At 61.4% G+C, this 14,033-nt stretch carries 10 protein-coding genes; 3 read left to right on the top strand and 7 right to left on the bottom strand.

Annotated features, from left to right (window positions below):
• Nucleotides 1-59: 59 nt before the first annotated feature.
• The 4 genes from POM99_RS18410 to POM99_RS18395 all read right to left on the bottom strand — a co-directional run bounded on the left by POM99_RS18410 (nucleotide 60) and on the right by POM99_RS18395 (nucleotide 6,322).
• Nucleotides 60-1,697 carry a TolC family outer membrane protein gene (locus POM99_RS18410; protein WP_277280064.1) on the bottom strand — a complete coding sequence of 546 codons (1,638 nt, stop codon included), beginning with the start codon at nucleotides 1,695-1,697 and terminating at the stop codon, nucleotides 60-62.
• Nucleotides 1,698-2,399: 702 nt separating this feature from the next.
• Nucleotides 2,400-3,137 (bottom strand): alpha/beta fold hydrolase, encoded by a 738-nt coding sequence (locus tag POM99_RS18405; RefSeq protein WP_277280063.1) that lies wholly within the window; start codon nucleotides 3,135-3,137, stop codon nucleotides 2,400-2,402.
• 2 nt (nucleotides 3,138-3,139) lie between these two features.
• A complete protein-coding gene (locus tag POM99_RS18400; RefSeq protein WP_277280061.1) occupies nucleotides 3,140-5,017 on the bottom strand; it encodes an SGNH/GDSL hydrolase family protein in 1,878 nt (625 codons plus the stop codon).
• Nucleotides 5,018-5,122: 105 nt separating this feature from the next.
• On the bottom strand, nucleotides 5,123-6,322 hold the full coding sequence (locus tag POM99_RS18395; RefSeq protein ID WP_277280059.1) for a helix-turn-helix domain-containing protein: 1,200 nt from the start codon (nucleotides 6,320-6,322) through the stop codon (nucleotides 5,123-5,125).
• 635 nt (nucleotides 6,323-6,957) lie between these two features.
• On the opposite strand from POM99_RS18395, the gene POM99_RS22505 reads away from it, so the two are divergent.
• From POM99_RS22505 to POM99_RS18380, 3 genes are all read left to right on the top strand, one after another.
• Nucleotides 6,958-7,080: a hypothetical protein gene (locus tag POM99_RS22505; protein ID WP_369011645.1), complete on the top strand. Its 123-nt coding sequence runs from the start codon at nucleotides 6,958-6,960 to the stop codon at nucleotides 7,078-7,080.
• 152 nt (nucleotides 7,081-7,232) lie between these two features.
• Nucleotides 7,233-8,144 carry a HEPN domain-containing protein gene (locus POM99_RS18385; RefSeq protein WP_277280056.1) on the top strand — a complete coding sequence of 304 codons (912 nt, stop codon included), beginning with the start codon at nucleotides 7,233-7,235 and terminating at the stop codon, nucleotides 8,142-8,144.
• Nucleotides 8,145-8,430: 286 nt separating this feature from the next.
• On the top strand, nucleotides 8,431-8,868 hold the full coding sequence (locus tag POM99_RS18380; RefSeq protein ID WP_277280095.1) for a single-stranded DNA-binding protein: 438 nt from the start codon (nucleotides 8,431-8,433) through the stop codon (nucleotides 8,866-8,868).
• 294 nt (nucleotides 8,869-9,162) lie between these two features.
• Here the strand turns inward: POM99_RS18380 and POM99_RS18375 are convergent, their stop codons facing one another.
• From POM99_RS18375 to POM99_RS18365, 3 genes are all read right to left on the bottom strand, one after another.
• Nucleotides 9,163-10,791, bottom strand: coding sequence for a calcium-binding protein (locus POM99_RS18375; protein WP_277280054.1), 1,629 nt, complete (start codon nucleotides 10,789-10,791; stop codon nucleotides 9,163-9,165).
• 107 nt (nucleotides 10,792-10,898) lie between these two features.
• Nucleotides 10,899-13,208, bottom strand: coding sequence for a protein kinase domain-containing protein (locus tag POM99_RS18370; protein WP_277280052.1), 2,310 nt, complete (start codon nucleotides 13,206-13,208; stop codon nucleotides 10,899-10,901).
• The gene (locus tag POM99_RS18365; RefSeq protein ID WP_277280051.1) at nucleotides 13,205-13,717 is read right to left on the bottom strand and encodes an ECF-type sigma factor; all 513 of its coding nucleotides are present in this window, start codon (nucleotides 13,715-13,717) and stop codon (nucleotides 13,205-13,207) included. Before POM99_RS18365 ends, POM99_RS18370 begins: the two co-directional genes overlap by 4 nt.
• Between the last annotated feature and the right edge of the window lie 316 nt (nucleotides 13,718-14,033).

Raw genomic sequence — 14,033 nt, 5'->3', positions numbered from 1 at the left:
CTTGCGTAAAGGCAATGCGGCGGGCGGTATGTTCCTTGATGAGGCCCCGGCAATGAGGCTCAGTCGGATGCTCCCGGGGCGGGCACCGAGATCGGGCCGAGCGGCTCGCCCTCGCTCACGAGGTCGAACAGGCCGCCGAGTTTCTGCAGCACACGATACTCGGCCGCACGCATGGCGATCTCGTTGGTGTACTGGTTGGCTCTGGCGTTGAAGAGAACCTGCTGGCTGTCGAGCAGCTCGAAGACGGTCCGCCTCCCTTCGCGAAACTGCTGCTTGTAGAGATCGGCAACCTTCTGGGCGGATTCGATTTCGGCGTTGATCGTGCCGATCTTCTGGCGGGCGGCATTGAGCGCCTCGTAGTCGATGCGGATGTCCTGCTCGACTTCGCGGCGTCGACGGTCGAGCTCATAGTCGGCCTGCCGAAGCCTTGCCCCGATGCGACGCCTCAGAGCGAGGTCCGCGCCGCCGTTGAACAGCTTGTAGGACAGCGTGATCATGGCCCGGGCGTCATTGGCGCGGCCGGTGTTGCCGAGCACGTCCTCCCTGTGATTGCCCTGGACCTGGAATCCCACGCGCGGAAAGAACGTACCCGACTGGCTGTCATACTGACGGTCAAGCGAACGCCGGTCCTCCACCGCCTGGGCAAGGCGGGGGGCACGGCTCTCCATCATGTCGACCGCGACCTCGACCGTCTCGGGCAAGGCCGCACCTGCCAATGGCAGCTCCCGGACCCTGGCCGGGAGGTGGTTGGTCAGCCGCTTGTAGGCGGTACGGGCCTGCTGCAAGGCGCTCTTGCGGTCGAGCAGCAGCGACTGCACGTTTTCCAGGCGCGTCTGCGCACGCCCGACATCGGCCGGCGTGGTGAGGCCGAGGTCCTTCTGCACGGTCACGATCCGCACGATCTTCTTGACCGCGGCGATTTCGTTCTCGGTCAGGACGAGCAGCTTCTGCTGGAGCAGGACCGCAAGATAGGCATTGGTGATATCATAGGAAATCGCCTCGATACGCTCGCGGGTGCCCCACTGGGCAGAACGGTAGCTGGCCCGGGCGCGGCGGATATCGTTGGACGTGACACCGAAATCCCAGATGTTCTGGTTGAGCGTGATCGTGGCTTCGGTACGGTAGCGCTGGGTCGAGGCCTGCGTGGCCGTCTGCGTATACTCCCTGCCCCAACCGGCCTGGATATCGACATGCGGGAGGAAGCCCGCCCGAGCCTCGTCGACCCCGTATAGCGCATCGTCCTGCTGCGCGAGGGCGATCTGGATTTCGGGATTCTGCTTGAGCGACGCGACGATGGCGTCCCGCAGCGATTCAACCGCATTTTCCGGGGGGCTGGCGGGATCGCCGGCACCGGCATCCGCAACGGCGTTGACGCCATCGCCGGAAGCAACCTGATCGCTGTCGAGGTCCATGGCCGGCAGTTGCACAGCTGGTGCCAGCGGCTCTGCGCTCGCGGATGTCGCTGCTGGCGCGCTAGCTCCCTCCTGCAGACCGCCATCGGTCGGCAGGAGCTCGCCATGGCTGTCGAGCGCCGCCCCGGGGGCAACGCTGCCCACCGCGCTGCGCTCGAGTGCGGCAAGCGGCGTGCCGTCCCAAGTCGGGCCAGCAATCTTTGTCGCATGCATCGCGGCCGGTGCAGGCAGGTCGATAAGCGCGGGAACCGGATCCTGGGGTGCCGCAACGGCGGGAAAGCTCAATGCCGTGGCGAGTGCCAGTGTAGCAGTCGAAAGGCGGGCAGCGGCCGATTGGCGTGACAAATCCGGTCTCCAGGATATGGTTACGATCCTGGAAACCCTTTTCACTAAGTATGGTTAATTCCCGTATTTGGGCTTCTTACGGGAATATGCCTATATATATTCACCACTCCGGATCGAATCTAATGGTGCTGGATGGGCTGCTTGCAAGAACTCTTCATGGATCTGGAAAGACCTTTTCGGCCCATCTTGCTTGATGGCAGATCGAACCCGGTCTGCTCGGGCCCATAACCGGGTGTGTCCGGACATGGTTGCCAACGCTTTACAATCATTATCCAAGGCTAGACCCAAGACGAGCAGTTCGTTGGCGAAATGGTTAAATCGCCCTGTATCGCCACCGAAATGCTGCGCTTGGCCGCGACCAGGTCAAGCGCCAGTGCTGCCTGCTTGCTCTGCAAGACCAGCGGCAGTGGACCAAGGTGCCATTTTCAACATAATCTCCCACGAGGCGGCGTTCCGCTTCCGGCAGCACCCGACCACTTGCCGTCTATCCCAGCCTGTTCCGAGAACGACCTGATCTACCGAAACCTGTCATTCCCTGCACAACTTTGTTTGTAGCACCGCCCTGACCGATCGGGCCCTCTTGGCCAACAGGCGCGCTGCTGATCGGAAAACACGATTGCAGTGCCTTTGCTCAAACTGGCTTCACCTGCCTTGCGAACAAACTTGCCTGATAATCTCGGTCAACACATCAGGCTTATCCTTCTGGATATAGTGGCCAGATCCGTCCACCCGTTCCAACCTTGGGGCGCCCGTCAACGCTAGCCAATGTTGAGCAAGTTTGTAGTCAATGTCGCGCAATTTCGCGCCGCCCCCGCCCGAATTGTCGATGGTGCGCAGCAGGACCCGTACGGGCATGCTCATTGGTGCGGTCGGTAGCTGCGCCAGACATTGTTCCTGCCCATCAAATTCGCGGCGCATGGCGCGGGAGAAGGTAAGGCTCTTGATGACTTTGAGCGCCGTGGCCTGCGCGGGCATCTCCCGCTGCAAGGCATCCCAATGGCCGGGCGGCGTGGCATCCACCAGCACAAGGCCTGTCGTGTCCTGAGGATAGAGCCTTGCGAAGGCATAGGCATATCGCCCGCCCAGAGAATGGCCGACCAGCACATAGGGCGGTCTGACACCTGCCTGCGCGAGCCTTTCGTGCAATTCATGGGCAATCGTGCAGGGGTCGCGCGGGGTCAGGCTGACAGGCGTTCCGCCATAGCCCGGCCGATCATAGGCGAAGTTGGGCAACGCCAGCTTTGCCCGCAAAGCGTTCCATACATCAGCCCCGTCGCCAAGGCCGGATTCCAGCACGACTGTCGGCTGTTCCTGCGCATGGGCGGCGGCTGAAATGGCCACAAATGCCATTGCGCCGAACAGCGCACCAATGATTTTCATGTTTAAAACCCCATGCCCAAGGTGATGCCATAGCGTTCTGCAGTTTTCTGCCCACCGCCGAAGTTGCGGGTATAGGCCAGGCCCAGCTTGATCTGCCTGCCGAAGCCCAGTTCGACCCCGCCGCCCAATTCTTGCCGGTCATGGCCCAGCGTTGTTTGGCGCAGCATCGCACCATCCGTTAGACCGCCCTGCAAGGTTGAGGTGAGCACATGCGATTTTCCTGCGAGACGCAGCGTGTTCCCCAACGAGACATAGGGCATGAGGGTCAGACGGCTTGGCTGGTCGACCAGCATCCAGCCGAGCCGCGCCTGCGTACCCAGTGACCAACTGTCGAGGCGCTGATGAGCATAGTTCAGCGCCAGCCCATCGGCACCCTCCTCGGCAAAACTGTTGATATGGACATGGGTGTGATGCAATCGGGCGTTAGTGGTCAGCGTCAACCTGCCCCAATGCTGCGCGGAGCCTGCCTCCAGCCCGAAATCGTAACGCTTTGCTCCAATATCCTTGTCACCCGAAGTGGCAATCAGGCCCAGCGCACCGACATCGCGTTGGAAGGCGGAAATCCGCGGCGCGGCCATACTGGCGTGCAGGCCGATATAGCCATTGCGCAGCAGCAGGCCCGCGCTCCCCATTATTGCAGTTTCTCGCATGCGGAACGTGTTGGTTGCGCCCATCGTGGCGCGCTGATTAAGATAGGCGCCAGCCAGCGACGCATAGAAGCGCTTTCCGGTCCTCCATTGCACGCCAAAGACGCCGCCATTCTGGTCCAGCCCCATCGCCTGCCCCGAAGCATTGGCGAGGCTGAGCGATTGGTGGAATGGCGCGCCAAATACGAAGCGGCCTGCGCCCGTGGCAGACATCAATCGCCTCGAGGCGTCTGACTGTCGAAAGATCGCCTCGCCCGCGCTTAACGCGGCATCGGGCATGGCAATGGCGAGAGCCCCGGCGCTGCCATCTGCTGCGTTGAGCGTTGCGCTGTACCAATCGGCCAGCAGGCCATGTGCGGCGCTGGTCAGATGGTTGCCATCGAAAAAGACATGGGCATTTTGCACTTTGGGATCACCCGAACACAATTGCCCTGTTGCAGGATCGTAGCAGGCATCGGTGAAAGTGTTGAAGCCCAGCTTGGCATAGTTGGCCTCCAAGTGGCGGAAAAAGGCAGGCTGATCGAGCAGCACCAGTTTGGTGCCCACCGGCAGGCTGGGGCGCAGCGCCACCATGGCAGCGCGCAGGTCGACGTTGGTGGTGGCAACGAATTGCGCCGCAAAGTCGCGCAAATCCGCATATTCCGGTGCTTCGATGAAGGGCAAGACTTGCACCGGCTGCACCAAGGCGACAACGATGGCTTTTGCGCCATGCGCTGCGAGCATTGACACATGATCGCGGGCGGCCGACACGATATCCGAGGCGACGGCGGCAGGCGCCTCACCGCCGAGGATGCGCAACATATCATTGGTGCCTGCGTGGATGAAGAACCTGTCCTTCGGCGTGACCTTCAGCGCCCCCGCCGCCTGCAGCGCCAGAAATTGATCCACTTGCCGCGTCACACCAGTGTCGATGTTCAAATCCGGATCACCGCGCTGCGTCATATGCGCGCCCGATACCGCGAAATTGAGCGAAGTGGCCGAACCGGCTGCGAGAGCTGGCCTGACCTGGGGCGCGATGATTTCAGCCCAGATTGGCCCATTGGAATCGCGGCACAATCCGTCTTTGCAGGAATAGGGGGCACGCTCGGCAGCAGAGAGGCCAGCGATGATCTGATAATTGCCCTGCTCCAGATCGGAGTCGCCAAAGAAATAGCTGTTTGGGGCGGGCTTGGTTTGGGCCAAAGCGGGCACGGGGGCCATAGCGGTCAAGACGGCGGCAATGAGGCTGGCCATTGGCCATGAAGGGCGCGACATATGCATCAAATCCTCGGCTGTTAGGAGGCTTTGATCTGCGCACTGGCAGGTGTCTTTGTCGTCCGAGCCGTGCGGCTCGCACCATCATTCAAGCGTCGCGCCTTGCTGGGCCTTGCGATAAGCACTTGGTGTTGTGCCCATTTCCTTGCGAAAGGCGGCATTGAATGTCGATTTCGAGTTAAAGCCCACATCCTCGCAAATTGACAGCACCGAGGCATTGCTGGCGATCAAGGCTTGGGCAGCCGCGCGTGCTCGCCAGCCATTCACATAGTCATAGAAGTTGCGCTGCAGCACAGTGTTGAGCGCTTGCGTGACATAATAGGGCTTGATCGTGATTCTTTCGGCGAGGATCTTGAGGTTGAGAAAGGGGTCGCGCCACGGCTCGCCGCTGGTCATGGCCTTATCCAGCCGCGCCAAGATAGCTTCGCAATCGGCCTTGCTGAGTGAGGATTTGGCATAACGGGTTGCTTCTGGGAAAGGCTCTTCGGAGGGCGGCTGCTCGGCTTGTTTCTCAATATCAGTTGCCCAAGCAGGCACGGCGGCCTGCTGGGTCAGACCGAACAGCGCGAGGCCCGCGATGATCAGAGCCTCGTACAGCGCGCCAGCCGATGCGCTCAGCACTTCCCGCCCCATAAAGATCGCACCCAGATTGTCCGCCACCACGACTGCGATGCCAAGGCTGATGAACATGCCAAAGCCGTTCAGCCAACGCAGATCTACCGCCTCAACATCGGAAAGCAGATCGCGCATCCTGGCGCGGTGCGCGACCAGGCGGCGCATGATCAGGCGAAAGGCCACCAGGATATGGCCAATCCACAACAGGATGAAGCCCAGCAAGCCCAGCGCCATGATCGCGTGGCGCGGCGCGACAAGGCGAAGCGTGCCATCGGCCAGCGCCAGCTTGTCGGATGCGGGCAGCAGCACGGTTGGCAGATAAAGCGCCATGCCAAGGCAGGCAGCAGCGATGTGAGCACCGAATTTGCGCAAGCTTTGGCGCTCTGTCGCGGTCAGCTCAGCCACATAGGCCCAGAGCAGCACCGGAATCCAAGGCCAGAGCAGATAGCTGGTCCCGCCCCATTGCGGCAGGGCACGCGCCCAAGGCCCCAGATCGAAAATCGAGGAAGCCACATCGAGAACCAGAATCGCCAGCAAAGCCATCAAGGCCAGCGAATAGCCCGGCAAGCGGGCAGGACGGGAAAGCAGCGCCACCGCAGCGATGCCAAGCAAGCCAGCGCCAACGCCCGCAGCGTTTAGCAGGATCGGAGCAAGATCGAGTTCAGCCATACATTTGCACTAGGCATCGCGGGGGTGCTTGTCGCTCTGGAATCTGGCGTGTCGGATTAGTCCGTGATCCCGCGCGGATGTCTGGTGTCGGTTAAGAAGCCGACGTTCGCGGAGCGACAACGAACGGTCGCTTTGTCCCACTTCTCGTCATTCCCAACACACATTGAGCGCCTGAAAGCACAGAAAGTCGACGTCGGACATTAAAGCTGAGAAAGGAGGCCAAGCTAGCCACTCTTGCTATCGGAATATGCGGATATCATGGCAACTCGCTTTGAAGGGCAGACCCGCAATCCCCTTCCAAGCAGCTTGCCCAAGCTGCTCTGTCCAGGGGGAGGCAGCCTTGGCTATGCTTGCCTGGTGCTCGTCGCAACCCGGCTATGCCGAGTCCTTCACGTTGTTACAGCCCTGCGGGTGCGATGACCACCTGAAAGGCAAACCTTGCAGGCTCCTGCCGCCACCGCGGTCATCTCGGTCGGTCAAGTGCGTCGGCTGGGGACCCTACAATGCCTTTCAGATTGCGCTCCATCCATTTCGTTCCGTGCCGGTGCCTCGGCCGACAGCCTAAATGGCGCCGGAAGCAAGCAATCCTGTCCGCCCTACTCAGGCTGTCGCCGTTGCACCAGGATGTGTTCCGGTTGATTCGCTTCGATGGCCTCACGATCCAAGCTGCAGCTCACAAGCTGAATGTGACACCGGAGGTGGCCCACGAAGCGCTGGTGGATGTCCTGCTTGCGCTTGGCCGGGCGAACCGGTCGTGATGGGAAACCGCGCGGACATTGCGCGTAAAGGTGGCGGAACGCCTCGGGCCAGCACCGCCGGTCCGCCCAGCATTGCCGGATCAGCAGACTTGGCTGGCGACGCTAACACTTTGCCCTTGGCAGCGCGATCGAAACCGGCGATTCTCGATGTCATGCAATCTGGTCTCGATCATCTTCCCGAAGGCAAGCGGCGCGAACTCGCATACGTGGTCGAGGCCGTGCGCGCCGGTTTCGCCGCAGCGATCGCGCATCGCACGCAGCCACGCTACCGGATGGGCAAGCTGCTCAAGATCGTGCTGTTCGGAAGCTATGCGCGCGGCGACTGGGTGGAAGACCCGGTGGGCCGGTACTTTTCCGATTACGACCTGCTTGTGCTCGTGAACCACGACGATCTCACCGATATCGCCGAGTTCTGGGAAGCAACCGAAAGCAGGCTGCTGGCCGACCTGTCCGTCGGGACCGTGCTGCGCACGCCGGTCAGCCTGATCTACCACAGCCTCGACGATGTGAACGACAAGCTTAGGCTGGGCCGGTACTTCTTCATGGACATCCTCAACGAGGGCATTGTCCTGTTCGAGGAGCCTGGTTTTCCCTTCGTAGATCCGCTCGCGCTTTCGCCCGAACAAGCCCTCAAGGAAACACAGGACTACTTCGAGGACTGGTTCGAAAGTGCATCGGACTTCCTGGAGAGCGCCAATGACGCTGGGGCGCGCGGCAAGTCGAAGCTTACGGCATTCCTCCTTCACCAAGCCACTGAGCGCTTCTATCACTGCCTGTTTCTCACGCGCACCTTGTGGAGCCCAAAAACCCACGCGCTCAATCGCCTTAGGGACATGGCCGAGGAACTTGAGCCAGCGCTGAAGGATGTCTGGCCGCGGACCGGGCGCTTCGAGAAGCGGTGCTATGCCCTCCTGCGCGACGCCTACGTCAAGGCAAGGTACTCGCCATCGTATCGCATCTCGGCTGATGAACTCGCCTGGATCGCCGAGCGGGTGAAGGTGCTCCAGAATCTCGTTAAGAGCGCCTGCGAGGCGCGCATCGAGAACCTTGCCAAGGCGGCCTGAGGCAGGATTGGTTCTTCACGACGAGCCATCGTGACCGCTCGCCCGCGTCCAGACAACATCCCCGTCCGAGACTGGAACCAAGCCCCTGTCCGAAGCCGGAGAGGACACGCAACCCGCGCCGGTGCGGACCGTGTTGCCGCGCCATGCGCGTCTGCCCGCACCATTCCTTCCAGCGGGGTTTCACTCATTTCATTCGGTGCGGTCCTCTCCGCCTCCGGACATTTCGGGGCTCAGTCGAAGGGATGGTCCCTTGGACACTCAGCAGAACTTCGAAAAGGAATTCGCCATGAAAAACACCGTCATCCTCGCAGGCTTCGTCGGCAGCAACCCGGAAGTCCGCACCACGCAAAGCGGCGCATCGATCACCTACCTGTCGGTTGCCACCACCCGCAGCTTCAAGGACGGCGAGGGGCAGCGCCAGAGCGAGACCGAATGGCATCGCGTGACCTGCTTCAATAGTGTCGGCAAGGCAGTGGCAGAGCTCGTCACCAAAGGCGCCCTGGTCATGGTCACCGGCCGCATCCACTACAGCCGCTGGTCCGACAGCGAAGGCCAGGTCCGCTACGGCTGCGAGATCATTGCCGAGCAGGTCGACTTCCTCGCCAAGGCGAAGGAGAAGGCAGCAGGCGACGCTCGAAGTAGCGTCGCCTCGCGATCACCATACCGATCCCAAACCGGCCCCGGCGGACCCATCCGCAGGGGCCTTTTTTCTGTTCAGTTTTAACCCTTCAGATCACGTTGAAGCGACGTTGGCAGCGCCTTCTGAAGGCGCTGTTTCCGTTGGCAATTCGCCCCCTTGTGATGGCTATTTGGCAGCCAAGACGGAACAAAACTGGAAAATCGATGTCCGACCCACTCGCCTTAAAACGCCCTGCGGGCTATAGGCGCTGCCGGAAAGCCCCGGTTTTCGGGCATCTCCGTCAAGAATCGCAACCCCCGTGCACAGGTCCTCTGAAGCTGTTTTGGAAGGCACACCCTACGCTGCGAACCGAGGCTCAGGCGGAGCGCTAATGCCAACCTAGGCGATGATCAGGACATCACCGAATGTGAGTTTAGGGTGACTGGCATCGCCCAGCATCGCAATCAACTGCGCCGCTACCGCGCCCGTGCCATCGACATCATACCATAAGGCACCAGTGGTTGTGTTGTAGATAATCCGATCATCCCCGTCGCCTGCGACATCCATGCCCGCGCCCGAGACAAAGGCATCCGCTCCAAGAACACCTGACGCGCCCAAACCATCGAACACGGCTTTCGAAAGCATGATCTTGTCGCCTTCGGTGCGCGTAAAATCGGTGATCGTGTCCCCATCAGGCGCGGAGGTGAACAGGAAGTAATCGCGTCCTCCTCCTCCGCTCAACGTATCAACGCCCGTTCCTCCATCAAGTCGATCTGCCCCGCCGCCGCCACGCAAGATGTCCGCACCTGCCTCGCCGTAGAGCTTGTCGTTCGAACCATCGTCCTGCACGCTCTCGTCGAGCGTATCATTGCCTGCGCCACCAAAAGACGTGTCCCTGCCGCTACCGCCTTGCAGGGTATCGGCCCCTTCGCCACCGCTGAGGCGATCGTTGCCTGCCGCGCCAAAGACAAAGTCATCCCCGGCGCCACCGCTCAGGCTGTCGATGCCGGTACCCCCGAACAGGCTGTCATCGCCCTCATCGCCGTAGATCGTATTCTTGCCCTCGCCACCGTTAAGGTTGTCATTGCCACTGTCGCCATGGATGCGATCGTTCCCGCTGCCGGTCGCAACGTAATCGTTGCCCTCGCCACCCGAGACCACATTGTTCCCGTCGCCGTCCTGGATGTTGTCATTGCCGGCATCGCCATAAAGCCGATCGTCGCCAGCGCCGCCGACAATTGTATCTTGCCCATTGCCGCCATGGATCAGGTCATTGCCACCGCCTGGACCACCGTACCCTTCGCTGAGGTAGTCGTCGCCGTCGTTGCCATAGATCGTATCATTGCCCAGACCGCCATTGATATAGTCGCTCGAAGCGCCGCCCGAAATGTAGTCGTCACCGGCTTGACCATAGATCTGCGGAGCATCGAAGGTATTGCCCGTGGCTGGGTTTATCGGCGTGACGTATGCTCCCAAGATGATCGTGTCGTTGCCGCTACCTCCGGAAACTGTAGAAATCCGCTCAAAGCTTCGCACGATGGCGGTGTCGACCTTCCCCGCGCCTCCGCTCCACAGACCGCGCAAGTCAATTATCCGGTTGTAGATCAGTTCGAGGTTCGCAATGGGATCGTACCGGGCCTCGAAGCTTATCGCCAAGGCATCGAGCCCTGCGCCCCCATCCGCGCGGTGAGCTACAGAGGCACCGCCGAGGATGAACTGCACGGTGTCGTTGCCTGCATCGCCGAAAACCTTGTCGGCGAGCAGATCGTAGTTCGGTCCCGATCCGCTTTCGTTGTAGATCTGGATATAATCATCGCCGTTCTGTCCGCGCACGATGTTGGCACCGGCACCGCCAGCCAGGGTATCGTTTCCGTCGCCACCATAAAGCGTATCGCCAAGCAGCCCGCCAGTGATGTTGTCCGCACCACCTTTGCCATAGACTACATAGGGGCCTGGATCGTTCGAAGGATAACGGAAGGGATCGATTCCAAGAATGTCGTCGCCATCAGTCAGGATGTAAGTCGCCATGAACGCGCTCCTCTCGCAGCGTGGTGCTTCATGACGAAATGCGTAGCCGCCATGCAAATCGGACAGGCAGCTGGCAGCTTTTTTAGGTGAGAATGGTCCGGATCGGACTAGCGGCAAAATTTGTTCTGGGATTTCAGGATATTGCCCAGCTGATCGATACGGTCTTGGGCGGACAGCCGCCCGGCCTTGTCCACCAATTCGAATAGCCGTCGTGCCTCAGCGTAGTTCGTGCAGGCCGCGGCGATGCGACCGGTCTGGAGTTGGAGGTCTGCCAGCGGCTTCAATTCTACCGCGTAATCGCGCATCCGCCGCGCCTCACCGGGGTTCGCCTGCCAGATGGCTCTGCGCTCGGCAGCAGTTGCATTCAGCAACTGCAATCCCTCGTCGACCCGGCCTGCCAACACCAAGATGCCTCCGCGCGCATTCTCACTGATGTGGAGATGCCGCAGCGCGTCGTCGTCCGCAGGGTCGAACACAACGACACGGCGCAAATCGGCGCTCGACCTGGCAATTTCATCCAGGCCCTCGGTCACCGCTCCGCTATCCGCCAGCGCAGAAGCCAGCGCCCAGCGCGCGTGCCCCAAACGCCGAAGAGCGTGCATGCTGGCGGGGAAACGCCGCACTGCATCCTCCAGCAGGGCGACCGATTGTCGATAGGCCGGCACCGATCCAGCGCCATTGCCTCCATACCAGATTACATCGCCGCGTGCCTCTGCTGCACGTGCCTTCAGGATCAGCGCAGACAGGCTGGCATCGCCTGCCAACTCGCGCTCGACTGCCAAGGCTGCGGCAAGTGCCTTCGGGTAATCCTTGTCCCACTGCGCCATGATGGAAACGAGCAGATCGTGGCTGGCGCGCAACTGCGTCGTAGCAGGATCGGTGGGGTCGAATGCCTTTTGCGCAAGCGCTGCATCGGCGCGTGCGCGCGGAGTGTTCTCCTCGACGAGCTCGGCCAACCACGCGCTGTCAAGGCGTGCCCGCGCCAAAAGGGCCCGCGGCTCGCCCGCCTGCTCCAGCAGACGAAGCGCTGTATCGATGTTCACGCGCGCACGCGCCGGCTGGCCAAGGTTGGCGCCCAGCGGACTTCCCTGCACTTGGGCGAGCCTCAGCAAGCCCTCTGCCGCCTCGATGCGAACCTGTGGCCCCGCCCACTTGCTTTCGGCCAAACGGTTCAGCGTGCTTTGCGCGGTTTGCGCGACTTCCCGCCGCAATCCCAATGATCCTGGCTGCCGCTCGAGCTGGTCATAAAGTGTGTAGAGCAGATAGCGGGAGGTTGCGCGCGCGTCGTCGAAGCGCGCACCTGCCTCGGCCTTCTCGCGCTCAGCTGAAACGAAACCTGTGCCCGCGACGACCAGCATCGCCGTAAGCGCTGCTGCGGCAACCAACGCAGGCCAGCGTCGCCGCACCAGCAACCGGGCGCGATAGCGCCAGTCATTGCCGCGCGCGGCCAGCGGCAAGTGCTGCTCGCGCCGCACCAGATCGGCAAGCAAGGCAGGAACTCCGTCATAGCGAAGTGCCGGGTCCGTCGCGCTGGCCTTTGCGGCAATAGCGGCGATGTCCACGTCAGCCTCGTCCTCCGCAATCCGCGCAAGAATCTTGCCTAGCGCAAACAAGTCATCCGCAATCGAAGGCAATCCGCCAGCTAGGCGCGCCGGGCTCGCAAAGGCGCTGGTCACTGCACCCGCGAGCACCAGCGCATCCTGGTCACCCTTCAGCAGCCTCGCGATCCCAAAGTCGAGCAGCCGTACGCGCCCTTTGCGATCGACAAGAATGTTGGACGGCTTCAAATCGCCGTGGGCTACCAGCTGGCTGTGTGCATGATGCACTGCTTGCGCCGCGTCAGCAAAGCGTCGCAGCCGCTCGGACAGGTCCAGTCCGACGCCATCCGAGCCAACCAAAGGCTCATCTATCGGCTGCCCGTCGACAAACTCCATGACCAGGCACTGCCGCCCGTCGTCGGTCTTTCCGCCATCGATCAAGCGGGCTATGCCGGGATGCTCGAGCCGGGCCAGAATTCGGCGCTCGGCACCAAAGGCCTCCGCAGCACGTACCTGCAGGCGCGGCTGAATCAGCTTGATCGCCACGCGCTGATCGAAGAGGCCGTCGTCCCGCCGCGCTTCCCACACTTCACCCATGCCGCCAGCTCCGATCCGCCGCACAAATGCGAATGGCCCGAAGCGCTTGGGTGGTGGCAGTTCGGCCTCGTTCGTCCCGGGTGGCAACTCGGTTGGCATCGCGGCAACGTGCGCGACCGCGCGCTCGAGCGCTGCAATGCGCACCAACACGGCACCGCTTTCGTTTTTCAGCAGCCTTTTGCGAAACCGTTGGTTGCCGGGGTGGGCGAGCAGCCGCTCCATCAGCGCCAGAACCCGCCGTTCGATTGCAGGATCCGGCGCAAGGCGCGGCGTCTCGCTCATTCGGGAGAGCCTTCCCCAAGGCGCTCCAGCAGCCATAGTCGCGCGGCGTTCCATCGCCTGAGCACAGTGCGGTGCGACAACCGGGTTGCCATTGCCGTCTCGTCGACGCTCAGCCCCAACATGAAGCGCAATTCGACAACCCGCGCATAGTCGGGGGAATGTACAGCGAGTTCGCCGAGAGCGCGATCGAGATCCTCGATATCGATTAATCGGTGCACATCTTCACCCGGGAACAAAGTCATCATGCCGACTGCCTCGCGCTTCTTTGCGGCTTGCTTGCGAGTCTCGTCAATCAGCACTTGGCGCATCGTACGCGCTGCGTAGGCGAGCATGTGCCCTTGGTCGGATACCCCTGACAGGTTCGATCGCAGAAGCCGGATTGCAGCCTCATTTGCCAGTTCGGTAGGCTGGATCAATTGCCTGGCACCATCTCCGGCCAGGATGCGCCGCGCCATACGCCGCATATCGCTGTAGCAGGCGTTAAGAATGTCATCTGGGACGTTGCTCATATTGGAAGTACAGGAGCAATAACGGGAACATCTGACCGGTCGGCGATAGAGCCTGCACCATCCCCAAGATTAGATCCTAGCGCCATGTCGAGCCCTTCCAGGAGCCGTGCTCACGCAAGCAATAAGCTTCGCAAGTATGCGAGCAAGCGTTGAAGGGGGACCTCGGCCAATCTTGGCAGCTTTCCAGTATTTGCCGATGGCAGGGGGATGACGCGCCGTATCAGTATCGCAACCGCCTCACGATGCAATCGTGGATTGTGTTCAAGGTTTCGCAGCGCTGGCCAGGTTCAGACCCGACTATGCCCTGCTCATCGCC

Source organism: Novosphingobium cyanobacteriorum (genome assembly GCF_029436685.1).
Taxonomy (GTDB): Bacteria; Pseudomonadota; Alphaproteobacteria; order Sphingomonadales; family Sphingomonadaceae; genus Novosphingobium; species Novosphingobium cyanobacteriorum.
The sequence above is the reverse complement of the archived record's forward strand: the minus strand, read 5'-3'. Positions and strand labels throughout refer to the sequence as shown.

Excerpts from the sequence above, each read along its gene's own strand:
- POM99_RS18365 (WP_277280051.1), bottom strand. The coding sequence starts at position 13,717 with ATGAGCAACGTCCCAGATGACATTCTTAACGCCTGCTACAGCGATATG.
- POM99_RS18370 (WP_277280052.1), bottom strand. The coding sequence starts at position 13,208 with ATGAGCGAGACGCCGCGCCTTGCGCCGGATCCTGCAATCGAACGGCGG.
- POM99_RS18380 (WP_277280095.1), top strand. The coding sequence starts at position 8,431 with ATGAAAAACACCGTCATCCTCGCAGGCTTCGTCGGCAGCAACCCGGAA.
- POM99_RS18405 (WP_277280063.1), bottom strand. The coding sequence starts at position 3,137 with ATGAAAATCATTGGTGCGCTGTTCGGCGCAATGGCATTTGTGGCCATT.
- POM99_RS18385 (WP_277280056.1), top strand. The coding sequence starts at position 7,233 with ATGCAATCTGGTCTCGATCATCTTCCCGAAGGCAAGCGGCGCGAACTC.
- POM99_RS18400 (WP_277280061.1), bottom strand. The coding sequence starts at position 5,017 with ATGGCCAGCCTCATTGCCGCCGTCTTGACCGCTATGGCCCCCGTGCCC.
- POM99_RS18375 (WP_277280054.1), bottom strand. The coding sequence starts at position 10,791 with ATGGCGACTTACATCCTGACTGATGGCGACGACATTCTTGGAATCGAT.
- POM99_RS18395 (WP_277280059.1), bottom strand. The coding sequence starts at position 6,322 with ATGGCTGAACTCGATCTTGCTCCGATCCTGCTAAACGCTGCGGGCGTT.